The sequence below is a fragment of the Segatella copri genome (genome assembly GCF_026015625.1).
Lineage (GTDB): Bacteria > Bacteroidota > Bacteroidia > Bacteroidales > Bacteroidaceae > Prevotella > Prevotella copri_H.
This window is the reverse complement of sequence record NZ_JAPDVG010000001.1, coordinates 2711874-2737496: the sequence shown is the minus strand read 5'-3', so window position 1 is coordinate 2737496 and position 25623 is coordinate 2711874. Positions and strand designations below refer to the sequence as shown.

Below are 25623 nucleotides of genomic sequence, written 5' to 3'. Positions count from 1 at the left end.
CTGTCTGTATATTTAGTGAGATTTTTTCTCTTCTGCCTGATTATCCGTAGATAACATTACCGTTCTCATCCTCATAAGGAGTCATATCCTTAGCATACTGGTTCATAGCACGGAGGCTCATACCCATTGATGAGAAACCACCATCGTGGAAGAGGTTCTGCATGGTTACCTTGCGGGTGAAGTCAGAGAACATCATCACGCAGTAGTTAGCGCAATCCTCAGCTACGGCGTTTCCGAGTGGAGACATCTTGTCGGCGAAGTCCATCATGTTCTCGATATCCTTGATACCCTTACCTGCTGTTGTAGCTGTAGGGCTCTGAGAGATGGTGTTGATACGCACGTGCTTCTCACGACCATAGATGTAACCGAAGCTGCGGGCGATACTTTCGAGCATGCTCTTGGCATCAGCCATATCGTTGTAACCGAAGAATGTACGCTGAGAAGCTACGTATGTGAGAGCTACTACAGAACCCCACTCGTTGATAGCATCCAACTTCTTGGCTACCTGCAACATCTTGTGGAAAGAGATAGCAGAGATGTCCAATGTCTTGTTCAGGAAGTTGTAGTCGAGGTCATCGTATGTACGATGCTTGCGAACGTTAGGGCTCATAGCTACAGAGTGGAGCACGAAGTCGATTTTGCCACCGAGTTTCTCCTGAGCCTCTGTGAATACCTTTTCCAAGTCTTCTACGCTAGTCGCATCAGCTGCGATGATAGGAGCGTTGATCTGTTCAGCGAGCTTATCCAGCGTACCCATACGCAAAGCCATAGCTGTATTACTAAGTGCGATAGTAGCACCCTCTTCAGCAGCCTTTACAGCTACTTTCCAAGCGATTGATTCCTCATTGAGTGCACCGAAGATGATGCCACGCTTGCCTTTTAACAAATTGTGAGTCATTGTTATCTTAATACTTTTGTTTATACTAACGACAATCCCCTACATATATCATTCTATATATATAATAAGGTGTAAAACCACTTTGTTTTGTTCTAGTCGTTGAAATCGTGCGCAAAATTACGAAAAATGTGCAATATACCCAAATTTTTTAACTAAAAAGTGCCGTAAACGTTTTCTTTTTTGTGGTATGTCAAGTATTTCGCTCCCTGCAGTCAGTATGATATTCTATTTATTCTTTGCAGATAATAAGCTTGAAACAGATATATCTTATGCTTATAGATAACGTATCTGTTGGTCTGAGGAATTAGATTTGTAGGGTTGCTGCCATATGCCAGCAGAGTTATCGACATATGTCAGCAACCTTGTTGGCAACTGCCGGCAACCGAACGGAACTAATTGTTAGAGCCGATGAATCGTAGAACTGTGACAATTTAATCTATTTGTTCTACGTATTTAAGCAATACGTCTTACCCGGCAGATGCCTGTATAGATAACTTAAGAACCTTCTTATTTCTGTTCTTACAAATTATAGCCTTATTGTTGCAAAAATATTCTTTTTGTTGCAATATGACAAGGTAGAAGTGTTAAAAACAGACTTTTTTATGTGCGTTATTAAATTTTTCTTTCAAAATATTTGCAAATATCCGAAAAAAAATCTAATTTTGCAGCCGATTATTATAAATTTATAAATTATTATCTAATAAAGAGAGAGATTATGTTTAAAAGAATCGCTTTATTTGTGGGGGGGGGGCAATTCTCAGTTGTGGAGTAGCCTTTGCCCAAACATCTGTTACCGGTAAGGTAGTAGCTTCAGAGGATGGTGAGCCTGTTATTGGCGCATCAATCAAGGTAGCTGGTACTAATACGGGTACTGTTACGGATGTCGATGGAAACTTCAGTTTGAATGTTCCAGCCGGCTCCAAGTTGGAGATTACCTATATAGGTATGAATTCACAAACTGTCAAAGCAAGTTCTAACATGAAGATTGTTTTGACTTCTGATAACAAATCCTTGGATGAGGTGATTGTTACAGGTTATGGTAACTTCAAGAAATCCTCATTTACAGGTGCTGCTGCTTCCATGTCAACAGCTAAGTTGAGTGATGTTCCTTCACTTTCTGTTGAAGATAAGCTTTCTGGTAATATCCCAGGAGTTTCTATTTCTTCTTTCTCTGGCCAGCCAGGTGCAATGAACTATATCCGTATTCGTGGTATGGGTTCTATCAATGCAGGTAACGATCCATTGATTGTGATTGATGGTACTCCTGTGAACTCTGGTAACTTGAGTGGTTTCAATGATGCTCAGACTGGAATTGGTTACAATGGTTCTGGTACCAATGCACTTTCTACATTGAACAGCAACGATATCGAATCTATCACTGTTATCAAGGATGCTGCCGCAGCCTCTTTGTATGGTTCTCGTGCAGCCAATGGTGTGCTTGTCATTACAACCAAGAGTGGTAGTGCAGGTAAGACCCAGGTTGATTTCCGTAGCGACTGGGGATTCTCTAACATGGCTATCAACTATCGTCCAACGTTGGATGGTGATTCTCGTCGTGCCTTGATTTATCAAGGCTTGAAGAACTATGCTTACGACAATATTGATGGTACAACCGATGCTTCGGCTGCAGCATATGCTGATGCTAATATTGATGATTATGCAGCAAAACCAGAGAATGGCTGGGCTAATTGGCGTGACGCTCTCTTCAAAAATGGTTCTAACCAGAACTATCAGGCAAGTGTAACTGGTGGTAATGATAAGACCAAGTTCTATGCATCTTTGTCATATGCAAAGCAGAATGGTATTGTTGACCGTTCAGGCTTGGAACGTATGACAGGTAATGTAAACGTTTCCCATCGTTTTGGTAAGTTCAAGTTGGATGCTAGCTCAATGATTTCATCTATGCATCAGAACTCTGCTATGGATGGTGGCGCTTCTTTTGCTGGTGCCATCTCAAGTGCAGTATGGTTCCTCGGCCCTTCTAATGCTATCTATGACAAGAATGGTAATTTGCTGACAAAGACAGATGGTGCTTATAACAATGGTTATAACCCTATTTATGAGAACCAGCACATGTCTGATAGAACCAATACGACACGTTCTTACAGCACCTTGGCTCTCGAATGGAACATTTGGGACAACTTGAAGTTGCGTGAGAAGGTAGCTTACGACTACATCAACTCTACCGAGGATGTGCTTTGGGACAAATACTGTGGTAATGGTTCTGGCTCAAATGGTGTGATGCAGCGTACTTACAATGAGTGGACAACCATGAACACTCAGACACAGTTGACATATAATAAGTCTTTTGGTGCCCACAATGTGGATGCTTTGCTTGGTTTCGAGACAGAGGCATGGCATAACAACAACTCATACGCTTCCGGTACAGACTTCCCTGGCAACTTGTATGAGTTCGCTAACTCTGGCGATACCTCTATGCAGAGTTACAAGTATGACTCAAAGATGACTTCTTTCTTGGGTCGTGTCAACTACAACTATAACGATTTGTATTATGCTGGTGTAAGCTATCGTCGTGATGGTAGTTCTCGTATGGCACGTGAGAATCGTTGGGGTTCGTTCTGGTCTGTATCTGGTGCTTGGCGCTTTGGTGCAGAAAAGTTCATGGATTCTATCAAGGATATATTGAGCGATGGTAAGATTCGTGTATCTTATGGTGTGAACGGAACTCTTCCATCTGGCTTGTATAGTTACATGAACCTTTATAAGTATGGTGAGTACTACAATGGTAGCAATGGTATGGGTATCATTGGTGTAGCCAACAAGGACTTGAAGTGGGAGCAGAACAAGGCTTGGAACTTTGGTCTTGACTTGACATTCCTCAACCGTATCTCTGTAACATTGGATTACTACGTTCGTAATACATCCAATTTGATTATGAACCGTCCTATCTCTATGATTCCAGGTTACTATGATGATTCTTCTCTGTTGGCTACCATGGCTCAGAATGTAGGTTCTATGCGTAACCAAGGTATTGAGGTGACCATTTCTTCTACCAACATTCAGAAGAAGGACTTCCTTTGGACTACTTCTCTGAACTTTGGTCATAACTCCAACAAGGTAACAGAGTTGACAGGTGATGATGACAAGATTATCAGCGGTGCCATGATTCATCAGGTAGGCAAGCCTTACTATTCTTACTATATGTATGAGTATGCAGGTGTTGACCCTGAGACAGGTTTGGAGAGCTATTACATCAATGATGGAACTGAGAATGCTCGCAAGACCACTACTAATGTAGCTGAGGCAAACAAGACTATTGTTGGTCATCATGAGCCAGCACTTGAGGGCGGTTTGTCTAACTTCATCAAGTGGAAGTTTATCGACTTCAACTTTACTTTGACCTATAAGTTGGGCGGTGACTCTTACGATTATGCTACTTGGTTGCACGATAATGGTGGTACATACGCCCTCTATGGAGCAATCCCTTCTTACTATAAGTTGGAGGATATGTGGCAGAAGCCAGGCGATAATGCTAAGTTGCCTAAGTTCCAGGCTAGTTATGGTAAGGGTGTGTTGTCTTCTCGTTGGTTGATGCCTAACGATTATCTTCGCTTGAAGAACCTTACCTTAGGTTTCTCAGCACCAAAGGAGTGGATCAGCAACCTTGGCTTGAGCAAGGCTCGTGTATATTTCTCTGCCAACAACTTGTTGACCTGGAAGTCTAAGGATCTTTTTGTTGATCCAGAGACACCAGTGGATGGCTTGTGTACATTTGAAATGCCAGCTTTGAGAACTTATACATTTGGTATCGAACTTAGTTTCTAATTTATAAAAGAACGAAATACAATGAAAGTATTAAAATCAATATATAAGGTAATGGGCTGCGCTATTTTGGCAGCCAGCCTGTCATCTTGCGTCAATGATTGGTTGGACGTAGCTCCTTCTGATGGTACAGATGCCGATGCAGCCTTGACCAGCAGTTCAGACTTGGCTGCTGCGAGAACGGGTATGTACGCGGCTTTGAAGGGAAACAGCAACTTGGTAGATTACTATGGTCAGCAATTCTTCGTTTATGGTGATGTTCATGCAGGTGATGATTATCAGTATAATAATCTTGGTGGTTCTAACCGTGCAAGTTTCTACTATGACATGAACTATCAGACAGCATCTGAGTTTACATCAAGTACTTCTTCCAGTAACGTAGCTTGGAAATCACCATATATTGTTATTGGCCGTGCTAATCGTATCATCGCTGCTGCAGAAGGTGGTGCTTTGAGCGATGCAGCAGAGGCTAAGGCTACTATTGACCAGTATGCGGCAGAGGCAAAGGTACTCCGTGCCCTTGCTCATTTTGACCTTGTTCGTATCTATGGTAAGCCATATACAGAGGATCAGGGTGCATCTCTTGGTGTACCATTGGTAACAGGAGTGCTGGAGTCTAATGCAAAACCTGCTCGTAGCACTGTTGCTGAGGTTTACACCCAAGTAGTGAAGGATTTGACTGAGGCTATCAGCTCTAATGCTCTTGCTACAGAGACAGAACCAGGTTATGTAAGCGTTTGGGGAGCAAAGGCAATCCTTTCTCGTGTTTATTTGAATATGGGTGATTATGCTAACGCCTTGTCTGTTGCTGAGGATATTATCAAGAATTCTGGCGCAGCGTTGTGGACTCGTGACCAATACTTCAAGGCATGGGATGCTTCAACTCCTAATGAGAGTGAGTTCTTGTTCCGTCTCAATGTGGCAGGTTCTACAGACAACAATGACTTGAATGGTATCGGTAACCTTCAGCAGCGTGATGGCTACAAGGAAATGGTTGCTACTAAGAAGTTTGTTGACATGCTTACTTCAGACCCAAAAGATGTTCGTAACGATATGTTCTTGCCAGCAAAAGCAGAAAAAGAAGTTGCTGTTTATGGAACCAATAAAGTCTTCCTTAACAAACTTCGTGGTCAAGGTGGTAATCTTCGTAATGTTACTATCGTTCCAATTATCCGTCTTTCTGAGGTTTACTTGACAGCTGCAGAGTGTGCATTTAGAAATAATGACAAGACTAAGGCTGTAGAGTATCTGAATGATTTGGTAAAGAACCGTACCACAACAGAGGCTTCTTTGGCTACAGTGGATAACATCACACTTGAGCGTATCTTGATTGAGCGTCGTAAGGAGTTGATTGGCGAGGGACAGCGTTACTTTGATGCTTTGCGTAATAACGAGACTATCACCCGTTATACAAGTGAAGCTGATAAGGGTTGGCACAAGACATTGAGCAAGGAAGCTCAGTCTTTCAACCGTGATTACTTCAAGGCTATTGCTGCCATTCCGCAGGCAGAGATCAACGCCAACCCTAACATCAAGCAGAATACGGGTTACGGTGAGTAATCGCTGTGATGGAATATTTTAATAAGATAATATTTTTAATCAACAATATAGGAATGCCATGAGTGGTATTTTCTATAAATCTCTCGGGAGAGGCTGGCTGTGAAGCTCGCCTCTCTTTTTTTTGTCTTTTTATTTGCGTATCTGATATTTTATTCGTAACTTCGCACCGTCTAAAGAAATATGGCTATGGAAGAGATAAGAAAATACCCAGTAGGAATGCAAACGTTCTCTGATATACGAGAGGGTAATTATGTGTACGTAGATAAGACAAGGTATATTGTCGATTTCTTGCGTAATGGTTCTAAATATGTGTTTCTGAGTCGTCCAAGACGATTCGGTAAGTCGCTTTTTGTCTCTACGCTCCAGGCATATTATGAGGGCAGGAAGGAACTGTTTGATGGTTTGGCACTTGGCGAATATGAGAAAGAATGGGTGAAGCATCCTGTTCTTCACTTCGACATGAGTACTGCCAAAAATCAGACACCCGAAGGGTTAGAAGAGATGCTGGGCTACATGCTTTCAGAATACGAGCAGGTCTATGGACGTGACGAATTGGCGGTGCAGCCGAGCCAGCGTTTGCAGTCTTTGGTAAAGCGTGCCTATAAGAAGACGGGTCAAAAGGTGGTCGTTTTGATAGACGAATATGATGCTCCTCTCTTGGATGTCGTGCATGAGAAGGAAAGTTTGATGCCATTGCGCTTGGTTATGAGGAAGTTCTATAGCCCATTGAAATATCTCGACCCTTGGCTGGAATTTACCTTTATCACGGGTATCACCAAGTTCTCTCAGTTGAGTATCTTTAGCGAGATCAATAATTTGGATAATATCAGCATGTTCGATCAGTATTCTGCTATCTGTGGTATCAGCAAGACAGAACTACTGACGGTGATGAAGCCTGATGTTGAGTTGCTAGCCAAGTCTTTGGGAAAAACTTTTGATGAAACGGTTGCCGAGTTGAGTTCATATTATGATGGTTATCATTTCAGTAAAAAATCAGAAGATGTGTTTAATCCATTTAGTCTGGTTAAAGCGTTGAGAAGTAAGGAAATAGCAGCTTATTGGTTTAGTTCAGGTACTCCTGCATACATTATCAACACTTTACGCAAACATCATGTGGGGGTGATGGATATAGAACAGAAATCCGTAGGGGTGGATGATTTCGATGTCTCTCCTGAGCAGATGACTTCTGCTTTACCATTGCTTTATCAGAGTGGGTATCTCACCATCAAGAAGTATAACCCTATCTTGCAGAGCTATCAGCTGGATTATCCAAACAAGGAAGTGCGTGTAGGAATGGTTCGTTCCTTGGCTCCTAACTATCTCTCTCCAATATCGTTGAACAATAATAGTTTCATCTTCGACTTTTTGGAGCAACTATATAAAAATAATATGGATGGTGCTTTGCAGAAAATGCAGGCTTATCTCGCCAGTATCTCCAATCGACTTGCCAACAAGAACGAGAAGGACTTCCAAACGGTCTTTTATCTCATTTTTAATTTGATGGGTGCTTACATCTTGGTGGAGGAGGATAGTGCAATAGGCAGAGCAGATGCCGTTCTTCATATGCCGGATACAATCTATGTGATGGAATTGAAGTTTGATAAGACGGCTGAGGAAGCTTTGCAGCAGATTGATGACAAAGGTTATCTCATTCCTTATTCAGCTGACGGCAAACGAATGGTAAAAGTTGGAATCAACTACGACAGCCAGAAGCGAACCATTGGTGAATGGAAGATAGTAGAAGGGTAAATATTGCTTTTTGTTACTGTTTAAACGAGTGACATTGTATAACGTTTTATCTCCATGTTATTCGATTTTTTTGTGATAAATCACACTTTTGACGAATACAGGGGTAAGAATGCTGGCTGTAAAGCTCGCTTCTTTCCAAGAAAAAAAACACGGACAAATTGAATTTGTCCGTGTTATATTTTATTTATAGCAAAGGTGTCATATATATTGGCACCAATAAGGTCTGTCCATCTTTTTTGAAATCTTTCGTATATAACAGGTATCTTTTTTCGATTCTATCAGAGAACTTCTGGCAAAACTCATCTAGCGACTTGTGACTGTTATATCCTGATGATTTCACTTCTATCGGATAAATCTTCTTGCCACGAGATAGCAAGAAATCTATCTCATAGTTCTTGTGACTTGTTGCATGGGGAAATGTGTAATAGAACAGTTTGTTTCCTGATGCGGTAAGCATTTGGGCAACGAGATTCTCATAGGCATACCCCATATCGCCACTCAGTTTGTCGCTCAACAACTTTTCGTAAATGGTGTTCTCTGTGTAGTCTTTATCCCAAAAAGCAAGTGTGACGAATAGCCCTGTGTCTCCAACAAACATTTTATAGTAGTCTTCGTCACTATGTAATGAAAAACCAACATTGGGATCATTTGCGTGATAGGCGAAATTGACCACCATGCTGTCTTTCATGTCTGCCAAGACTCCCATGAGATTCTTTCTGCCTGCATCATCCAATACGCTTGCTACCTGGTATCTGGCTGAATTTTTGTTTAATTCGGAAGGAATACTCTCGAATAACTTGGCAGCTCTTCCTGTTTTGTCAATCTTTCTGAAGTCGTCAAGATAAAGTTCTATGATTTCTCGCTTTACGGCATCTGTTTTGCTCAGATTGTTGGTATCTAAGTACTCGTTTACGGCTTGTGGCATTCCGCCTACGAGCATATATAGACGAAGGTTGCGCATGGCTTCTCGATGCGCTGCTCCCAATGGAACTTTTGCATCGAAAAACTGCTTGAGAAGGGGGAATGTAGCAGTATCGCCCATTGCCCATCGAAATTCCTCGTAATCCATCGGATAGAGATCCAAACGTGTTTCTTCGCTTGGAATCAAAATGTTTTCTACATTCTTTTTGATACTGATAAGAGAGCCTGTCTCTATGTAGTCGTATCTTCCGTCTGCTACTAGGTATTTGATGGCTTGCCGGGCTTGTGGGCACATTTGTACTTCATCGAAAATGATGGCTGATTTGCGTGGCTCCAAGATTACTTGGTAGATTGATTGGAGGCGTAAAAATATGTAGTTCAAGTCCATGAGGTTGTCAAACAGCTGTTTCACTTCCTTAGATGCTTGTGCGAAATCTATAAGGATATAGCTTTTGTATTCATTTTCTGCGAAAGCTTTGGCTACTGTTGACTTTCCTACACGGCGTGCTCCTTTGAGCAAGAGGGCTGTGCTACCATTTCTCTCTCGCTTCCATTCGAGCATTTTGTCGTACACTTTTCTTTTAAATGTTCTTTTTCTCATAACTTGCTGATTTTGAGCGCAAAGATACATATAAGTTCCAAATCCCCCAAATGTTTTTTGTTAAAATGTTCCAAATCCCCCAAATGTTTTTGCTTGAAATGTTCCAAATCCCCCAAATGTTTATCTTTTAATGTAGCAGTTCCCCAAAGTGGACACAAAAAATGATTATTAATTATTTATATTTTTAAAAGTACACATATCTATCAAATTTCGTTCCTTTTCATTTGCAAAAGTAGACAATCTCATCCATATTTGCAAGTTTTTCTTTATAAAAGTGAACATTATTCTTTATTTTTCTCATTTCCAGCCATTTTCTTCCGTTCTGTGACGAACTTCGGTGTAGCATTAGCCTCTCGCTTCCCAAAAGTGTCCTTTCTTGGAAGCTCCCCTTTATAAAACCTCTTCCTGTAATTATTTGGCGTATCATAGCCGATAGCACAACATGGTCTTTTCTCATTGTAATAATCCACGTATGCGTCCAAGGCCTCCTCGAACTCCTCTCTTGAATTACATGTCTCAATCTTGAAGTCTATGAACAATTCCTCTTTTATCCATCCGTTGAGGGATTCGTTCACAGGGTTGTCTGTAGGCTTTCCTGCCCTGGACATAGACCTCACAATCAACGTGTCCTTTATCAGCTCATTATAGGCGAGTGAAGCATACACGCTACCTTGGTCCGTATGAAGAACAGTTGGCTCATCTGTGCCCTTCAACAGGTTGATGACATCATTTAGCCCATCAATGTACTGGTCTCTATGTCCACGTCTCTCAGCCACATGCCACGTTAGGATTTCTTTCGTAAAGACATCGAAATACATGGTCAACTCAAAGAAGAACCAAGAGTATTTGATGACTGTCATGTCAGAGACGATAACTTGTCGAGGTCTGTCTACCGTGTCCCACGTGGAATAAATGAGGTTGGGGTACTTATCCTTTACCTTACGTGGTTTGTAATGTATCTTGTGTCTCGTTTGTGACTGAATACCAAGATATTGGAAGCATTTATAAGAGAAATTGTCGCTGATACTCAACTGTAAATTGATTCTTATGTACGCCGCCACCCACCTGTAGCCATGTGTTGGGTGTTCCGAGTGTATGTCCTCAACCACACCCACCATGAACTCACGATTGATCTCACGGGATGAAGGCTCTCTTCTAAGCCACTTGTAATACCCCGACCGACTTACTCCCATCATCTTGCAGATATCCTTGACAGGATACTCGTGCGATAGCATGTCCACTATTTTGAACTCTTCATTTTTAAACGAACATACTCCGTTTGCCCATCCTCGTTCTGCCTCACCAGATATTTTTTTTTGAGCCGTTCATTCTCAATACGCAAGCGTAGGATTTCTCGCTTATACCCCTCCTTGGTTTTGTCAATGCCCTCAGGAAGTATGTTCCCAATCTCAGCATCAGCACGAGCCAACCCCTCTATGCCTGCTTCTTCATATTGCTTCAGCCACTTCTTAAAAGAAGTTTCCGAGACATTGTTTGCCCTGCAGAAATCACCGAGCTTAACTTTGGAGTTTCCCTTGAACTTACGAATCAAGAACTCCTTTTCCAATGGATTTAAATGCTTTGCCATAAAAAGTTTCCTTTCTGGTGAATACTTGACGATAAGATAACCGTGCTTCGGCAAGTTGTGTGCCCTTACGTTCGGGCTACGCCCTCTCTACAGGGCACACAACTCTATCTGCTTGCAAAGGTAATCATTTTCCATCAGTTTTCCACCTTTCTGTGTCTACTTTTTGAGGGGCAGCATAATCGGGATGAGGAAAACTTTCCAAGAAAAAAACACGGACAAATTGAATTTGTCCGGACAAATTTGTCCGGTATGATATAAATCGCTGACTATGAGAAGATTATGAAGCTGCCGGACAAACAACCGGACAAATTCAATTTGTCCGTGTTATATTTTTAGGTCATAAATGCAGGTTTGGCATGGCGTAAACTATGACTTATGCTCCAGAAAACGGTGAGTTGAGGGGAAGAAAACTATGAGTTGTATTTGTTAACACTTTGCGAGAACAGGTCTTTCATGGAGAAAAATGGCTGTAGGATGCAATATTATCCCTTGTTTCTTGTTATTATGATATACAAACTGTTGTGGAAATGAAAAAGAAAATAGTTATAATGATGGTGCTGCTGCTTGCTGTTGTGGGAGCAAAGGCACAAGAAGTGGAGAATCCGGTAGGCAGATTCTCGGTAATTCCTCGTATTGGTGTATCTCTGGCTAACTGGAGCGGATTGGTCCTCGAACCAGAGAAGGAAATCTCGCTAAAGCCTAAGTATCAGGCTGGATTCATGGGCGGCGCAGATGTGGAATATCGCATAGGTAAGAGCCTGGGTATTACGCTGGGTGCTTATTATGCCCGACAGGGTATGCGCTTCCCAGACTGCGAGTTGACTGAGAATGCTGAAAAAGGGGAATATACAGGTATTAAGAATCATCATGTGAACCTCAATTATATTCAGGTACCGCTCATGCTGAAAGCCTATCTTGTAGAGGGTTTGTCGGTGAATGCAGGCGTTCAGGTGGGATTCCTTTGTGGTGACGGCAAGGTGAAAAGAGAGGAAACCGACCTTCAGAAGGACAAGAACGGGTCGATTACATACAAGGAAATGCACGAGACCGAAGCTACTTGGCCTGCCAAGAAGGTGGATGTAGCCATTCCTTTGGGCTTGAGCTATGAATATATGAACGTGATTCTGGATGCCCGTTACAACGTGAGCCTGACGAAGGCTAGCAAGGGCGATTGGGATAACTGTAAGAACAAGGCTCTGACCTTTACCGTGGGTTATCGTTTTACATTATAAAAGAATATTTGGATAGAAATAAGAAAAGCCTCAAATCCGCAAAGGATTTGAGGCTTTTACCTTATCTGATAATCAGATGATTCTATGATTCTTTATCCAACCTGGCTTCCTGGCTTAACCTTGCCAAGGAGAGAAGTTACGTTCAATGAGCCGTCGAAGTTGACAGCACTCAGAATCATACCCTGACTCTCGATGCCCATCATCTTGCGAGGAGCAAAGTTGGCTACGAACAATACGTCCTTGCCGATCAGCTGCTCTGGCTCGTAGTAGGCTGCGATACCTGAGCAGATGGTGCGCTCTACGCCAGAACCATCGTCGATGGTGAACTTCAGGAGTTTCTTAGACTTCTTTACCTTCTCGCAGTTCAGAATGTGACCTACGCGGATATCGAGTTTCTCGAAATCATCGAAGCTAACCTCTGGCTTGATAGGAGCAGCCTGATAAGAAGCCTCCTCGTTAGCCTTCTTGGTGTCAGCGAGCTTCTGGAGCTGTCTTTCGATAACCTCATCCTCAATCTTCTCGAAGAGCAATTCAGGCTCACCGAGCTGGGTACCAGCCTTGAGCAAATCTGTGCTGCCGAGCTGAGTCCACTCGAAGTTAGGCATATTGATCATCTTGCGGAGCTTCTCTGAAGAGAATGGCAAGAATGGCTCGAAGGCGATGGCGAGGTTGGCAACCAGCTGCAGGGAGATGTTCAGGATGGTCTCCACACGCTTAGGATCGGTCTTCCAAACCTTCCAAGGCTCACACTCTGTGATGTATCGGTTACCGATACGAGCCAGGTTCATAGCCTCTTTCTGAGCCTCGCGGAACTTGAATACGTTAAGATACTGCTCAACCTTCTCCTTCACGTCCTTGAACTCAGCGATAGCCTTCTCATCTACCTCCTGCAATTCACCACAGGCAGGAACTACGCCGCCCCAATACTTCTTGGTGAGCTGGAGGGCACGGTTTACGAAGTTACCGTAAACGGCAACCAACTCAGAGTTGTTGCGCTCCTGGAAATCCTTCCAGGTAAAGTTGTTGTCCTTGGTCTCAGGCGCATTGGCTGTCAATACATAGCGCAATACATCCTGCTTGCCTGGCAAATCTACGAGATACTCGTGCAACCATACAGCCCAGTTGCGGGATGTTGAAATCTTATCATCCTCCAGGTTCAGGAACTCGTTGGCTGGTACGTTGTCTGGCAAGATATAGTCGCCGTGAGCCTTCAGCATAGTAGGGAAGATGATGCAGTGGAACACGATATTGTCCTTACCGATGAAGTGAACAAGACGTGTTTCAGGATCCTGCCACCACTTCTGCCATGTTCCCCACTTTTCTGGATGAGCATCGCAGAGTTCTTTGGTATTTGAGATGTAACCGATAGGTGCATCGAACCAAACGTAGAGCACCTTTCCATCTGCTCCCTCTACTGGAACAGGAATACCCCAATCCAAGTCGCGTGTCATCGCACGTGGCTGAAGATCCATGTCCAACCAACTCTTGCATTGGCCGTAAACATTGGTACGCCACTCTTTGTGGCCTTCCAGAATCCACTTCTTCAACCAATCCTGATACTTGTTCAATGGAAGATACCAGTTCTTGGTAGGCTTCTTTACGAGACCATGACCTGGGTTGTTCTTGTTGGTAGGGTTGATGAGCTCCTCAGGAGAGAGGGTAGCACCACATTTCTCGCATTGGTCTCCATAAGCACCCTCTGCACCACAGCGAGGACAAGTACCTACGATATTACGGTCGGTAAGGAATTCGCCTGTTACCTCGTCGCAGAACTGCTCCTCTACCTTTTCTTCCAATACGCCCTTGTCGTAGAGTGTGCGGAAGAAGTCTGAAGCAAACTTATTGTGAGTAGGCGAAGTGGTACGGCTGTAAATATCAAAAGAGATTCCGAAGTCCTCGAAGCTCTTCTTGATGAGATTGTGATAGCGGTCAACCACCTCCTGAACGGTAATTCCCTCTTTCTTGGCACGGATAGTAACAGGTACACCATGCTCATCGCTACCGCCGATGAAGACAACATCCTGCTTCTTGAGGCGGAGATAGCGAACATAGATATCGGCTGGCACGTATACACCTGCCAGGTGACCGATGTGCACACCACCGTTGGCATAAGGCAAAGCCGCAGTCACGGTAGTACGTTTAAAGTTCTTTTGTTCCATATTAGCTAATATATTTTTGTTATTTGGCTGCAAAATTACAAAAAATGTTGGAGATAAGAAAGAATTATCGTCGCTTTTTCTTACTTATATATATAATAAGGTGTAAAAAGCTGGGTTCTTTAGTGTTTTTATAGTAAGGATAGCGTAGGGCTGGATACAAAAAAAGGCCCTTCGCATCTCTGCAAGAGCCTCCCATCTTGTACATTTCCATCAGACTCCTCCCTGATAGGACTGTACCTAATTATTATCATTTACTTTTTCTAAGAGCTTATTCGTTTTGACAACTTATGTTGTTGACCTTTTACAATCTAATTACCTTAGTATGTAGAAAACTTCCTCCTTATATATTTATATCTATAGAGAGATTTCTTACATTACGTTCATATAGGCGATAACGGCCAACTCTGCAAGAAGAATTACGAAACCAATCTTCTTTACTGCGTTTGTAATTTTAAAAATGCAATCCATAATCTTAATAGTTTTGTTGTTAATAATTAAACTAGCGTTGTGCTAACTTTCTTTTTACGGTTGCAAAGGTAATGCATTTTTTTATCCTATATGGGGTAATTTTTATTAGAATTAGTGATTTTTGTAAATTTAAAAGGTAATTAAAATCAATTATTACACCTTAGAGAATAGAAATTACCCCGTCTTGGACGATTTTACTATTCGTTTTTGTCTGTTTTTTGTGGTACTTTTGTCTTCATGGGGTAATATTTTCGTAATGACAAAAGAAAATAGCCATTCTAAAACAGGTTTGTAACTATTTTAAAATGGCTATTCTTCTATTTTTCTCCCTTTTTTTCTTTATAAATCCAACTTTTTAGAGCGAATGATAGGAAAAAACGGATTTTTATCCTTTTACATATATCTTCTTTATGATTATAAATGTCCTCTTTCTGCCCAATCGCCTCTGTCGAGGGTTCTGTATCCCACGGCTTCTGCTATATGGTCAGGCTTAATCTGTTCACTTCCTGCCAAATCAGCAATGGTTCGTGCCACTTTCAGGATTCTGTTATAGGCTCTGGCTGACAAAGAAAGCTTCTCCATTGCCATTCGGAGCAGTTCTATGCCTCGTTCGTCGGGTTCGGCAAACTGATGAATCATTCTTTCTGTCATCTGGGCGTTGCAATGGATGCCTTTATAATCTTTGAATCTTTCGGCCTGAACTTCTCTTGCCTTGATGACTCTTTCTCTGATCTTGGCACTAGGCTCACCTGGTGCTGCCTTCGATATGTCCTGGAAAGGAACGGGACTGATTTCGCATTGGATGTCGATGCGGTCGAGTAACGGACCCGAAATCTTGTTCATGTATCTTTGAATCTGGCCTGGCGTGCAGACACAGCGATGTGTCGGATCACCATAATATCCGCATGGACAAGGGTTCATACTTGCCACAAACATGAATGAACATGGGTAATCTGTAGAATATTTCGCTCTGCTGATGTTGATGTGGCGGTCTTCCAAAGGCTGGCGGAGTACTTCCAGAGTGGTTTTATTGAACTCCGGAAGTTCATCGCAGAACAGAACGCCATTATGGGCGAGCGATATTTCTCCCGGTTGTGGTGAAGTTCCACCTCCTACCAGAGCCACTTGAGAGATGGTATGGTGAGGAGACCGGAACGGGCGTTGGGAAATGAGTGATACATTCTTGCCCAGTTTGCCTGCAATGGAGTGAATCTGTGTTGTTTCCAGACTCTCAGAGAGCGTGAGGGGAGGAAGAATAGACGGCAAACGTTTTGCCATCATCGACTTTCCGGAACCTGGAGGACCTACCATAATCAGGTTGTGTCCGCCAGCCGCAGCCACTTCGAGCGCTCTTTTCACGTTCTCCTGACCGCGAACATCGGCATAATCGTATTCACAATGTGTCTGGTTTTCGTAAAATTCCTTGCGGGTGTCAACAATTGTAGGAGAAGGATTGCTTCTGTCGCTCATGAATTGTATGACTTCGAAAAGCGTTTTCATGCCGTAAACCTCAAGATTGTTTACGACAGCCGCTTCCCGAGCGTTCTGTTCCGGCACAATCAGTCCCTTAAAGTGCTCTGCTCTGGCTCTGATAGCTATCGGCAGGGCACCTTTGATAGGCTGGAGCGTACCGTCAAGGCTCAGCTCGCCTACCATCATGTACTCTTTCAGATGATCTTCGGGAATGTTGTTGTTGGCGCCTAGAAGTCCGATTGCAAGCGGCAAGTCGAAACTGCTGCCCTCTTTCCTGAGGTCAGCTGGAGCCAGATTGATAGTGATGTCGGCTATCGGAAATTTGAAGCCGCTATACTGGAGAGCTGCTGAAATTCGGTTACGGCTCTCCTTAACCGCCTCGTCGCCTAAGCCTGTGAGGTGGTACATGACGCCTCTGTTGAGGCTTACTTCTACGGTTACAGTAGTTACTTCTAGTCCGTTAACTGCTGCACAATATGTCTTTACTAACATATAGGCGTGCTTTTTATGGGTTCTTGACTAGCTCGAAAGTATTTATTTTAGCAGTTGGTCGAGCTTATTGTAAAGCTCTTGCTTTTTCATGCCTCGGGCGATGATTTTACCATTTTGAAGTATGATGTTGTCAGGAAGGTTTCCCAATCCCAACTTCTTCAAGGTCTTGTCTTCCAGCATTTCGCCGTTGCAGATGATAGGGCATGCGATAGAGTCGCGCTTGATGTTGTTCTTGCATTCGCTCTTGCTGGCATCCAGACAGAAAGCCATCAGCTTAAGCTTGCCGTTCGATTTCTTCTGACGGCTCTTCAGTTCGCGCTGCATGTCCTGGCTGTCATAGTTATAGGTAGCCCAGGTGTAGATTACGGCAACCGGAGCGCTGCTCATTTCTGTACTGGAAACGAGTTTTCCATTGATATCGTATGCTGTAAATGAAGGCAGGGTTGCACCGGTGCCTACATTCTTCATGGTTTCTGCCAACTGCTTCATCTTAGCCAACTGTCCGTTTTTAGGCTGTTCCTTCTCTACGATATTGATGAGTGAGAGCGCCTTGCGGTAATCAGGTTGTGTAGAAGTGATGAAGTATTTTTTGATCAGATAGATGCTGCACACAGAATTCGGATGTTCTCTGACGAAGTCTTCAGCATGCTTTTTAGCCTCAGGTGGCGTATCTTTCAAGATGTTCTTGCGGAATTTTGTCATCAGTTCGTTATCCTCGGTTCCGCTTACCTCCATTTCCTTAAGGTGCGAAGCATCTGCCTTGATTTCTACTGATTTGCCCGATTTTGCGAAGATAGGCTGCTCAGAGAAATTAGGGAAAACAAGCATAATGGTAAAATCTTCCTTACATTCAGTTTCGAAAGTGAAACGGCCGCCTTCTACCTTGATGGTGTCAACGCCTTCGAAGCCCCCGTCAGGACTGTATACATAAAACTCGCCTTGATTCATATTGAGAAATTTGCCTTCAAACTTGAAATGCCCACTGCTAACACCACATGATGTTAAGACCAGCGTAATGAATAAAATGAGGATGTAAGCAAATTTTTTCATAAGGAAAAACTTTAAGGTGCCGCGAGCGGGACTCGAACCCGCACAGCCATTACTGGCCAAGGGATTTTAAGTCCCTCGTGTCTACCAATTCCACCATTGCGGCATGGTAAACGTTAAGAGTTGAGCGGAAAACGGGACTCGGACCCGCGACCCCAACCTTGGCAAGGTTGTGCTCTACCAACTGAGCTATTTCCGCGTTATGTGGGTGCAAAGGTAATGCTATTTCTTTAAATCTCCAAACGATTTACATTTTTTAAGACAAGAAAGCGCCATTTTTTTCGTTTGCCCTCCGTTTCAGCTTAGTTTCCCACGTATATATCGGTTCCTTTGCCACCGTAGGTTACCCGATATTGCATCAGCGGCTTGTCGCTTTTGCTCTTTCCGCCGCTTGTGATGGTTCCGTTTTCCAGGCTGTAGATGCGTTTACATTTGTCGCAAATTACCGATTGGCGGTTGCCGGTCCATTCCAGCGGATAGTTGGTGCCGCCATATTGTTCCAGACAGTTGGGGCATTGGCGGTCCCAGGCTACAGGTCCGCTGAAGTTGGATAATCCCATGATGAAGCCGTTCTTTTTGGCATCTTTAGGGTCGTTGCCCGCTCCCAGATAGGTATAGTTGGCATAATTCTCCTTCGCTGTAGAGAGGATGATGGTTTCCGTCTGTTTTTTTCCATCGTTTAATGTAGAATAGATATTCCAGGCTCCATTCACCTTTTTGGCGCTAACCATCGTGTAGATGCCCGTTCCGTTGAGGGCTGTTTCCAGACTTGTGCCCGGATGGTATTGCGACTTGAAATAGAACTGGCAGGGATATTTGGTGCTGATGCTGTTTTCTGCATCGCACGAACAAAGTAAGAGCATAGCTATTCCAGCCATGCTCTTCACCTTATTATATATGCTATTCTTCATGCAGAAACCTTTCAGTCTTTATTTCAGAAGATTCTTCTCGGCATTCTCCATGCGCTCGAAGTGGAACTCAGAGAGAGTCTGCTCCATCAGCGCCTGAATCTTGTCGTTGCAGAGATTGCCGATGCTGCCTTCGTGAGTATGATGAATATCCTTGTTTGGCTTGAATTCGCCAGCCTCGATTTCCAGTCCTACCTTCTTGTAAGCATCGCGGAATGGCATTCCGTTGGCTGCAAGCTGGTTCACTTCTTCTACTGAGAACATAGGGTCGTAGCGAGGATCGTCAAGAATATGCTCGTTCACCTCCATCTTGTTGATGATGTAGGCAGCCATCTGCAGACAGTCCTTCAACTCGTCGAAGGCAGGGAGGAACACTTCCTTGATAATCTGGAGATCGCGGAAATAGCCTACTGGCAGGTTGTTCATGATGAGCATTACCTGTTGTGGAAGGCTCTGGAGCTTGTTGCTCTTGGCGCGAATCAACTCGAATACGTCTGGATTCTTCTTGTGTGGCATGATGCTCGAACCGGTGGTGCACTCCTTAGGCAATTTCACGAAACCGAAGTTCTGACAGTTGAACATACAGGCGTCGAAAGCCATCTTTGCCAAAGTTCCTGCCACGGTAGTCATGGCGAAAGCCACGTTGCGCTCCATCTTTCCTCTGCCCATTTGTGCATATACCACATTATAGTCCATGCTGTCGAAACCGAGAAGTTCGGTGGTCATGGTGCGGTTCAATGGGAATGAACTTCCATAGCCGGCAGCACTACCCAACGGGTTGCGGTTTGTCATGCGGTAAGCAGCCTGAAGGAAGAGCATGTCATCGGCAAGTCCTTCAGCATAAGCGCCAAACCAGAGACCGAATGATGAAGGCATAGCCACCTGCAGATGGGTGTAGCCCGGCATCAGCACGTCCTTATACTGGTTGCTCTTCTGAATCAGCTCGTCGAAGAGAATCTTCACGGCGTCCACAATCTCCTTCAACTCATGACGGGTGAAGAGTTTGAGGTCTACAAGAACCTGGTCGTTGCGTGATCTGCCCGAATGAATCTTCTTGCCCATGTCGCCCAGTTTCTGGGTGAGCATCAGTTCTACCTGGGAATGAACGTCTTCCACGCCGTCTTCTATTACGAATTCGCCCTTGTCGGCGATGGCGTAGATGTTTTTCAGTTCAGCAAGGAGCTGGGTGAGTTCATCTTTCTCCAGGAGTCCGATGCTTTCGAGCATGGTGATGTGTGCCATACTACCCAGCACGTCATACTTGGCGAGATAGAGGTCGAGTTCGCGGTCTCTTCCTACGGTGAATCTTTCAATTTCCTTGTTTACTTCGAAGTTCTTTTCCCAAAGTTTATGTGCCATAATTTCTTTATTTATTAATCCTGGTAAGGAATCATCGCAAGCGCATCAGCAATTTTTTCGATGCCTTCCTGCAATGGCTTCTTCACCATACCCTTGATAAACATGTTAAGTTCTGCCTTGATGGTGAGTTTCATTTTGCATGAGAACTCGCCAGTAGGGAGTAGCTGAATCCAGAAGTTGAAAGGAACAGGGCTGTTTTCTGTTTCAAACTTGATGGTCTTAGGCTCCTCGCGGTCAATGATGCGCATCTTGATTTCACCCACCATAGGTGCTGTGATAGAGATGCTGTCGCTATCAAACTTGAGGTCCTTCAGCTTTTCCATTTCCTTTCTCTTGTCCTCAGGAATCTGGTCTTTCACCTGCTCGAAGCGGTCTTTGAGCATCTGCAGGTTGTTCAGATCGCTCAATGTACGGTAAACAGATTCCTGCTTGTGAGGAATCTGTTTGATATTACTTTCGAATGTACTTGTACTCATTATTGATGGGTCAGCTTGATTACTTCTTCCAGTTAGCTGGGTCCTTGCGCCACTCGTGGAGCAACTCTACGTCTTCCTGCTTGATATAGCCAGTCTCCAGAGCCTCTGCCACTACGTGCTCATAGTCGGTCAGAGTAACCAGCTTTACGTTAGCATCAGCAAAAGCCTTCTCGGCGATAGGGAAACCATAGGTGTAGCTAGCTACCATGCCCACAATCTCGTTGCCGTTCTTGCGGAGAGCCTCTACTGCCTTGAGAGAGCTGCCGCCGGTAGAAATCAAGTCTTCTACTACCACAACCTTAGCCTTAGGGTCGAGCTGACCTTCGATGAGGTTCTGCATACCGTGATCCTTTGGTTTAGAACGAACGTATACGAAAGGCATGTTCAGTTCGTCAGCAACCAAAGCACCCTGCGCGATGGCACCAGTAGCTACTCCGGCTACAGCATCAGCCTCTGGGAACTGCTCCAGGATAGCGTGAACGAGCTCAAGCTTTACATAATTGCGGAGTTCTGGGAATGAGAGAGTCTTGCGGTTATCACAATAGAATGGTGACTTCCAGCCAGAAGCCCATGTGAATGGATCATTAGGCTGCAACTTGATAGCCTTTACTTTCAATAACTTAGATGCGAATTCTTTCTTCAGTTTGTCCATAATCTTTAAAGGATTAAATTATTATTAATTATTTTGCAAAGGTACAATGATTTTTGCACACGGCGGCTATATTTAGGGTTAAAATGTTTTAACTCTCGGCAAAAAGGGCCTTTAGTCGTGTGCGAAACCTACAGTCAGCACGCTTATCTTCATCTTTCCGGCTGCTTTTATCAGGGTTTCCGCACAGGAAATGATGGTGGCTCCGGTGGTGCATACGTCGTCGATGATGAGGATATGTTTGCCCTCAAGTTGCGTGATGGGGTGCTCGCCCTGCCCGTCATGATAGGTTGCTGCGGCTTCAAAAACCTGGCTCACGTTTTCCAGTCTTTCCTGCCGGTTCTTGTGGGTTTGGCTTTCGCTAAACTTTTTTCTTCTTACGGCATCCTTGATGATGGTCAGATGGGTGAGTTGCTGGATGCCTTTGGCGATGAGAAGACTCTGGTTATAGCCGCGTTCTTTTTCTCGTTTTCGGGTGAGCGGGATGGGGATGATGGCGTCTATTCCGTCGAAGAACTGAATGCCTAACCCCTTCTTTGCCAGCATTCTGCCCAGATAGATTCCCATTTCAGGATGATGCATGTATTTCAGCTGGTAGACGGCTCTAGCCGATGTGGCATGGCTGATGTGATGGAAGAGAGCGCAGCAGCGTTCGATGGGAATCAGATGCCAGAAGAGTTTTGCCATCTCGTTGTCGTAGGGCTGTTCCCAGGTATCGGTTCCCGGCATGCGGAACAGACATTTTATGCATATCATCTCCTCCCCGCCAGCGAGCACATTTCCGCAGATGGCGCAGGTTCGGGGGAAGAATAAATCTAATATGTCTCTTAACAGGCTGGTACGCATGGCTTTACTCTTAATTTTGAGGTTTGGATATTGAACTTTAGAATTCCTCTTCGAAATCGATGTCTCCCAGATCTTCTTCCTTCATCCGGTCGATGCATTTGTGGATAACCTCCATGCTGTATCCTCTTCCCAGGGCAAAGCGGATGAGTTTCATCGAGCGTTCATAGTCGTTCTTTGCCTTGATGGTTTTATATTTGTTTTTCATCAGGGGCAGGAGGTTTTCCATATACAGATCGTCTTCAATCTCTTCGAAAATAGGGTCGGAGATGTCCTTCGGAATATGTTTCATCCACAGCGCCTGTTCCACCTTCCGGCGTCCCCACTTGTTGTATTTTATCTTGTCGTTGATAAAGAAGCGTGCGAACCGTTCGTCGTCGATGAATTTCTTTTCGGTCAGGAATTCCATGTTTCTGGCGATGGCATCTTCGGGCAGTTCCCACTTCTTCATCTTGTCGATCATCTCTTGCGAGCAATGTTCGGCTTGGGTGCAGAGGGTGGTGAGCTTCAGGAGCGCCTGCTGCTCGGTCATCGGCTTTTTATACTTTGAACTTTGAGATTTGAACATGATGATTTTACTTTGAACTTTGAGATTTGAACATTGAACTTTATGATTTGCCGGCTCGCATCATTCTCTGCTTTCCGAAGGCATCTTCCTTTGTATCAATAGCTTTAAACCCCAATCCTTCCAGCATTTCCCTTGTTTCTTTTTCGTAGATAGGATTGATTTCGAAGTATAATGCACCTCCGGATTTGAGGGCAGAAGAGGCATATTCGGCGATGGCTCTGTAGAACTTCAGAGGCTCTTCATCGGGCACGAAGAGAGCGATTCCAGGTTCGTGTTCCAACACATTCTTCTCCATATCCGCTTTCTCCTTTTCGCAGATATACGGGGGATTGCTCACGATGATGTTCCATCTTCCGGCATCCGATGTTTCCGCCAACTTCAGGGCATCCTGATATTCTATTTTTACGTTACCGGCATCCAGAAGCGCAACATTTCCCTGTGCTATCTTCAAGGCATCTTCTGAAATATCCCAACCCGTAACCTCCGAGCCGCCGATGTCCAGTCCCAGCGTAATGGCAATGCAGCCCGAACCCGTACAGATGTCCAGGATGCGGATGGTGTTTTCTTCCTTCTCTCCTTCCGTAATCCCTTTGTTTTCAGTCGCATCTTTTTCTATCCACTCGCAGAGTTCCGCCGTTTCGGGTCTCGGAATCAGCACGCCCGGCTCTACATGGAAGGTTCTTCCTGCAAAGTCAGCTTCGCCCAGAACATACTGTACAGGTTCGCCTTTTTGCAATCTTCTGATAATTTCTTCCAGTTTTCTTTCTTCATCTGCAGATAATTCATTAACTTTGCCGCAGATTATGTCGGTCAGCGTCATTCCGTACTTCACATCGAGTACGGTGCGGACGATAGCCTGTGCTTCGCCCGCCTCATATAGAGTGGTAATGGATTGCCAAAGTTGTTGATACGTTTTCATCTCTAAATCGTATATTATGATTTGATTTGAGAGCAAAGGTACGACATTTTATCGAAAAGTAAGTAAAAAACGAAGAAAAGTTTTAGATATGGAACAAAATAATGTTTCTTTTCAGAATGTGAAGACGGGCGAACCGTTGTCGCAAAAGGAAATAGACGAAATGTTTATGCGCCGCTGTCTGCAGCTGGCGAAAAACGGAAGAGAGAATGCCAAACCCAACCCGATGGTGGGAGCCGTTATCGTGAGCGAGGATGGCAGAATCATCGGCGAAGGCTATCATGTAAGATGCGGCGAAGGGCATGCTGAAGTCAACGCCTTTGCATCTGTTAAGCCCGAGGATGAGCATCTATTAAGCCAAGCTACCATCTATGTGAGTCTCGAACCCTGCTCTCATTACGGCAAGACGCCGCCTTGCGCCGATTTGATAGTAAGAAAAGGAGTAAAGCGATGCGTTTGCGGCTGCGTAGATCCCTTTGCCAAGGTTCAGGGCCGCGGTATCCGCAAGATTCGCGAGGCAGGCATCGAAGTAACAGTAGGCGTTTTGGAGGCGGAATGTCTCGAACTCAACAAGCGCTTCATCACCTTCAACACCCATCAGCGTCCTTACATCATTCTGAAATGGGCGCAGACCGCGAATGGCTTTCTTGACAACGGGGGTAGGGGTATGGCTATTTCCTCGCCTTTCACCAAGATGCTCTCCCACAAGTTGCGTGCTGAGAACGATGCCATCCTCATAGGTCGCGTAACCGATGAGCGCGACCACAGTCAGCTCAACGTTAGAGATTGGAGCGGCAAGGACCCGATGCGCCTGGTCATCGACCGTCATCATCCTTGTTTCGAAGGTCTGGATTTTTCACGGGGCAAGACGGAAGTGTTGCAGCAAATCATGCAGTACTTATATGATAATAAGGTGCAGTCGCTGATAGTAGAGGGAGGCGCCATCACCCATCAGGCATTCCTCGATGCCAGACTTTGGGATGAAATCAGGGTAGAAACGTTGTTATCCACATCGGTGGAAAACGTGGTAACTGCCGGAACACCAGCGCCTATGCTTCCTCATAACATCCGGTTAATCAGCCACGAGGCGTATGATGGAAACATCATCAATACCTATGAGCGCCAATAGCTTCATAGAAGCAATAAGACTAATCATAAAGTTCAAAGTTCAAAGTTCAAAGTTCAACATTCAAAGTTCAAAGTAAAGAAAATGAGTAACAGATTTACATCGCGTCTGAGTGATGACGACGATTTCAAGCGAGACGAACTGATACGTAAGATAGAGCATTCGGTAGAGCAGATGACGCTCTCAGAACTGGAAGCCCTGTCTTATGATATGTTTACCAAGGGTTATATGGAGGATTATTAGAAAATGTCGGGAACAGCTGATGCGAGATTCGGAAATAGCTAACTGGCAAAATATAAATAGCTAACTGGCAAAACGCAAACAGCCGACTAGCGCATGAGTGGCTAGTCGGCTGTTTTACTGGAACAGTTATCGAAACCTCCTTTATTTTGTTTTCGTATAGGCTTTCTGCCAAATACTCTTCACTCTTCACCAAAAGCCCCGAATCCCCTGTGTTTATCGGCATTCCGAGGGGTGAAGAGTATTCGGGCACTCTTCACCTACTCTTCACCACTCTTCACCCTTCAGTTCTGGCTGATTTGCAATCCTTCTATCTGTCTTTCGCATCTGTTTCCGTTCCTGAAGGTGAAGAGTGGTGAAGAGTGGGTGAAGAGATAAAAACAACTCTTCACCCCTCGGAATGCCGATAAACACAGGGGTTTCCGGCCGAAAGGTGAAGTGTGAAGAGTACCAGAAATAATTGACTCAAGTTTCGCATGTTATCATCAATCTCTTTGATAGATAGGTAATGAAGAAATAGTGATGAAAACTAAAAAATGGGCGATTTTTTACCCAAATCTATGTTTT

Annotated in this window: 21 protein-coding genes and 2 tRNA genes; 7 read left to right on the top strand and 16 right to left on the bottom strand. The window is 44.2% G+C overall.

The window, feature by feature from the left end; translation table 11 throughout:
- Nucleotides 1-40: 40 nt before the first annotated feature.
- Nucleotides 41-898: an enoyl-ACP reductase FabI gene (locus ONT19_RS11445; RefSeq protein ID WP_117587234.1), complete on the bottom strand. Its 858-nt coding sequence runs from the start codon at nucleotides 896-898 to the stop codon at nucleotides 41-43.
- A gap of 735 nt (nucleotides 899-1633) precedes the next feature.
- On the opposite strand from ONT19_RS11445, the gene ONT19_RS11440 reads away from it, so the two are divergent.
- The 3 genes from ONT19_RS11440 (at nucleotide 1634) to ONT19_RS11430 (ending at nucleotide 7990) form a co-directional block, all read left to right on the top strand.
- Complete coding sequence (locus ONT19_RS11440; protein WP_264953061.1) at nucleotides 1634-4684, top strand: SusC/RagA family TonB-linked outer membrane protein; 3051 nt, start codon at nucleotides 1634-1636, stop codon at nucleotides 4682-4684.
- 21 nt (nucleotides 4685-4705) lie between these two features.
- Nucleotides 4706-6241: a RagB/SusD family nutrient uptake outer membrane protein gene (locus ONT19_RS11435; protein ID WP_264952014.1), complete on the top strand. Its 1536-nt coding sequence runs from the start codon at nucleotides 4706-4708 to the stop codon at nucleotides 6239-6241.
- A 186-nt stretch (nucleotides 6242-6427) separates the two neighbouring features.
- Nucleotides 6428-7990, top strand: coding sequence for an ATP-binding protein (locus tag ONT19_RS11430; RefSeq protein ID WP_153101139.1), 1563 nt, complete (start codon nucleotides 6428-6430; stop codon nucleotides 7988-7990).
- Nucleotides 7991-8174: 184 nt separating this feature from the next.
- Here ONT19_RS11430 and ONT19_RS11425 read toward each other — a convergent pair whose 3' ends face one another.
- From ONT19_RS11425 to ONT19_RS11415, 3 genes are all read right to left on the bottom strand, one after another.
- Nucleotides 8175-9512: an ATP-binding protein gene (locus ONT19_RS11425; protein ID WP_264952013.1), complete on the bottom strand. Its 1338-nt coding sequence runs from the start codon at nucleotides 9510-9512 to the stop codon at nucleotides 8175-8177.
- 281 nt (nucleotides 9513-9793) lie between these two features.
- Nucleotides 9794-10747, bottom strand: coding sequence for an IS3 family transposase (locus ONT19_RS11420; RefSeq protein ID WP_264952012.1), 954 nt, complete (start codon nucleotides 10745-10747; stop codon nucleotides 9794-9796).
- 5 nt (nucleotides 10748-10752) lie between these two features.
- Entirely contained in the window at nucleotides 10753-11100 is a 348-nt protein-coding gene (locus tag ONT19_RS11415) for a helix-turn-helix domain-containing protein (protein ID WP_118067409.1), read from the bottom strand.
- Between the two features lie 527 nt (nucleotides 11101-11627).
- Between ONT19_RS11415 and ONT19_RS11410 the strand changes: the two genes are divergently transcribed.
- Nucleotides 11628-12332, top strand: coding sequence for a porin family protein (locus tag ONT19_RS11410; RefSeq protein ID WP_264952011.1), 705 nt, complete (start codon nucleotides 11628-11630; stop codon nucleotides 12330-12332).
- Between the two features lie 92 nt (nucleotides 12333-12424).
- On the opposite strand, the gene metG is transcribed toward ONT19_RS11410, so the two are convergent.
- From metG to prmC, 12 genes are all read right to left on the bottom strand, one after another.
- On the bottom strand, nucleotides 12425-14491 hold the full coding sequence (metG, locus tag ONT19_RS11405) for a methionine--tRNA ligase (RefSeq protein ID WP_006848073.1): 2067 nt from the start codon (nucleotides 14489-14491) through the stop codon (nucleotides 12425-12427).
- 882 nt (nucleotides 14492-15373) lie between these two features.
- Nucleotides 15374-16924: a YifB family Mg chelatase-like AAA ATPase gene (locus tag ONT19_RS11400; protein ID WP_264952010.1), complete on the bottom strand. Its 1551-nt coding sequence runs from the start codon at nucleotides 16922-16924 to the stop codon at nucleotides 15374-15376.
- A gap of 42 nt (nucleotides 16925-16966) precedes the next feature.
- Nucleotides 16967-17974, bottom strand: a complete 1008-nt coding sequence (locus ONT19_RS11395; protein ID WP_153082755.1) for a DUF4369 domain-containing protein — start codon at nucleotides 17972-17974, stop codon at nucleotides 16967-16969.
- A 17-nt stretch (nucleotides 17975-17991) separates the two neighbouring features.
- Nucleotides 17992-18077: transfer RNA gene (locus ONT19_RS11390), tRNA-Leu, on the bottom strand.
- Between the two features lie 20 nt (nucleotides 18078-18097).
- A tRNA-Gly gene (locus ONT19_RS11385) sits at nucleotides 18098-18170 on the bottom strand.
- Between the two features lie 103 nt (nucleotides 18171-18273).
- Entirely contained in the window at nucleotides 18274-18882 is a 609-nt protein-coding gene (locus tag ONT19_RS11380; protein ID WP_264952009.1) for a hypothetical protein, read from the bottom strand.
- A gap of 18 nt (nucleotides 18883-18900) precedes the next feature.
- Complete coding sequence (gene argH, locus ONT19_RS11375) at nucleotides 18901-20238, bottom strand: argininosuccinate lyase (protein ID WP_264952008.1); 1338 nt, start codon at nucleotides 20236-20238, stop codon at nucleotides 18901-18903.
- Nucleotides 20239-20252: 14 nt separating this feature from the next.
- A complete protein-coding gene (locus ONT19_RS11370) occupies nucleotides 20253-20714 on the bottom strand; it encodes an SRPBCC family protein (protein ID WP_117587246.1) in 462 nt (153 codons plus the stop codon).
- A gap of 19 nt (nucleotides 20715-20733) precedes the next feature.
- A complete protein-coding gene (gene pyrE, locus ONT19_RS11365; protein WP_006848066.1) occupies nucleotides 20734-21366 on the bottom strand; it encodes an orotate phosphoribosyltransferase in 633 nt (210 codons plus the stop codon).
- A 111-nt stretch (nucleotides 21367-21477) separates the two neighbouring features.
- Nucleotides 21478-22119 (bottom strand): ComF family protein, encoded by a 642-nt coding sequence (locus ONT19_RS11360; RefSeq protein ID WP_264952007.1) that lies wholly within the window; start codon nucleotides 22117-22119, stop codon nucleotides 21478-21480.
- A 127-nt stretch (nucleotides 22120-22246) separates the two neighbouring features.
- A complete protein-coding gene (locus tag ONT19_RS11355; RefSeq protein WP_264952006.1) occupies nucleotides 22247-22774 on the bottom strand; it encodes a regulatory protein RecX in 528 nt (175 codons plus the stop codon).
- A gap of 40 nt (nucleotides 22775-22814) precedes the next feature.
- Nucleotides 22815-23693, bottom strand: coding sequence for a peptide chain release factor N(5)-glutamine methyltransferase (prmC, locus tag ONT19_RS11350; protein ID WP_200756442.1), 879 nt, complete (start codon nucleotides 23691-23693; stop codon nucleotides 22815-22817).
- An 88-nt stretch (nucleotides 23694-23781) separates the two neighbouring features.
- On the opposite strand from prmC, the gene ribD reads away from it, so the two are divergent.
- From ribD to ONT19_RS11335, 3 genes are all read left to right on the top strand, one after another.
- Nucleotides 23782-24819 carry a bifunctional diaminohydroxyphosphoribosylaminopyrimidine deaminase/5-amino-6-(5-phosphoribosylamino)uracil reductase RibD gene (ribD, locus tag ONT19_RS11345; protein WP_264952005.1) on the top strand — a complete coding sequence of 346 codons (1038 nt, stop codon included), beginning with the start codon at nucleotides 23782-23784 and terminating at the stop codon, nucleotides 24817-24819.
- A gap of 81 nt (nucleotides 24820-24900) precedes the next feature.
- Nucleotides 24901-25059 (top strand): hypothetical protein, encoded by a 159-nt coding sequence (locus ONT19_RS11340; RefSeq protein WP_022121547.1) that lies wholly within the window; start codon nucleotides 24901-24903, stop codon nucleotides 25057-25059.
- A gap of 231 nt (nucleotides 25060-25290) precedes the next feature.
- Nucleotides 25291-25434, top strand: a complete 144-nt coding sequence (locus ONT19_RS11335) for a hypothetical protein (protein ID WP_181976503.1) — start codon at nucleotides 25291-25293, stop codon at nucleotides 25432-25434.
- Nucleotides 25435-25623: the final 189 nt, after the last annotated feature.

Excerpts from the sequence above, each read along its gene's own strand:
- ribD (WP_264952005.1), top strand. The coding sequence starts at position 23,782 with ATGGAACAAAATAATGTTTCTTTTCAGAATGTGAAGACGGGCGAACCG.
- argH (WP_264952008.1), bottom strand. The coding sequence starts at position 20,238 with ATGGCACATAAACTTTGGGAAAAGAACTTCGAAGTAAACAAGGAAATT.
- ONT19_RS11355 (WP_264952006.1), bottom strand. The coding sequence starts at position 22,774 with ATGTTCAAATCTCAAAGTTCAAAGTATAAAAAGCCGATGACCGAGCAG.
- ONT19_RS11380 (WP_264952009.1), bottom strand. The coding sequence starts at position 18,882 with ATGAAGAATAGCATATATAATAAGGTGAAGAGCATGGCTGGAATAGCT.
- ONT19_RS11395 (WP_153082755.1), bottom strand. The coding sequence starts at position 17,974 with ATGAAAAAATTTGCTTACATCCTCATTTTATTCATTACGCTGGTCTTA.
- ONT19_RS11360 (WP_264952007.1), bottom strand. The coding sequence starts at position 22,119 with ATGATATGCATAAAATGTCTGTTCCGCATGCCGGGAACCGATACCTGG.
- ONT19_RS11370 (WP_117587246.1), bottom strand. The coding sequence starts at position 20,714 with ATGAGTACAAGTACATTCGAAAGTAATATCAAACAGATTCCTCACAAG.
- ONT19_RS11410 (WP_264952011.1), top strand. The coding sequence starts at position 11,628 with ATGAAAAAGAAAATAGTTATAATGATGGTGCTGCTGCTTGCTGTTGTG.
- ONT19_RS11420 (WP_264952012.1), bottom strand. The coding sequence starts at position 10,747 with ATGCTATCGCACGAGTATCCTGTCAAGGATATCTGCAAGATGATGGGA.
- ONT19_RS11435 (WP_264952014.1), top strand. The coding sequence starts at position 4,706 with ATGAAAGTATTAAAATCAATATATAAGGTAATGGGCTGCGCTATTTTG.
- metG (WP_006848073.1), bottom strand. The coding sequence starts at position 14,491 with ATGGAACAAAAGAACTTTAAACGTACTACCGTGACTGCGGCTTTGCCT.
- prmC (WP_200756442.1), bottom strand. The coding sequence starts at position 23,693 with ATGAAAACGTATCAACAACTTTGGCAATCCATTACCACTCTATATGAG.
- ONT19_RS11445 (WP_117587234.1), bottom strand. The coding sequence starts at position 898 with ATGACTCACAATTTGTTAAAAGGCAAGCGTGGCATCATCTTCGGTGCA.
- ONT19_RS11425 (WP_264952013.1), bottom strand. The coding sequence starts at position 9,512 with ATGAGAAAAAGAACATTTAAAAGAAAAGTGTACGACAAAATGCTCGAA.
- ONT19_RS11400 (WP_264952010.1), bottom strand. The coding sequence starts at position 16,924 with ATGTTAGTAAAGACATATTGTGCAGCAGTTAACGGACTAGAAGTAACT.
- ONT19_RS11340 (WP_022121547.1), top strand. The coding sequence starts at position 24,901 with ATGAGTAACAGATTTACATCGCGTCTGAGTGATGACGACGATTTCAAG.
- pyrE (WP_006848066.1), bottom strand. The coding sequence starts at position 21,366 with ATGGACAAACTGAAGAAAGAATTCGCATCTAAGTTATTGAAAGTAAAG.
- ONT19_RS11430 (WP_153101139.1), top strand. The coding sequence starts at position 6,428 with ATGGAAGAGATAAGAAAATACCCAGTAGGAATGCAAACGTTCTCTGAT.
- ONT19_RS11415 (WP_118067409.1), bottom strand. The coding sequence starts at position 11,100 with ATGGCAAAGCATTTAAATCCATTGGAAAAGGAGTTCTTGATTCGTAAG.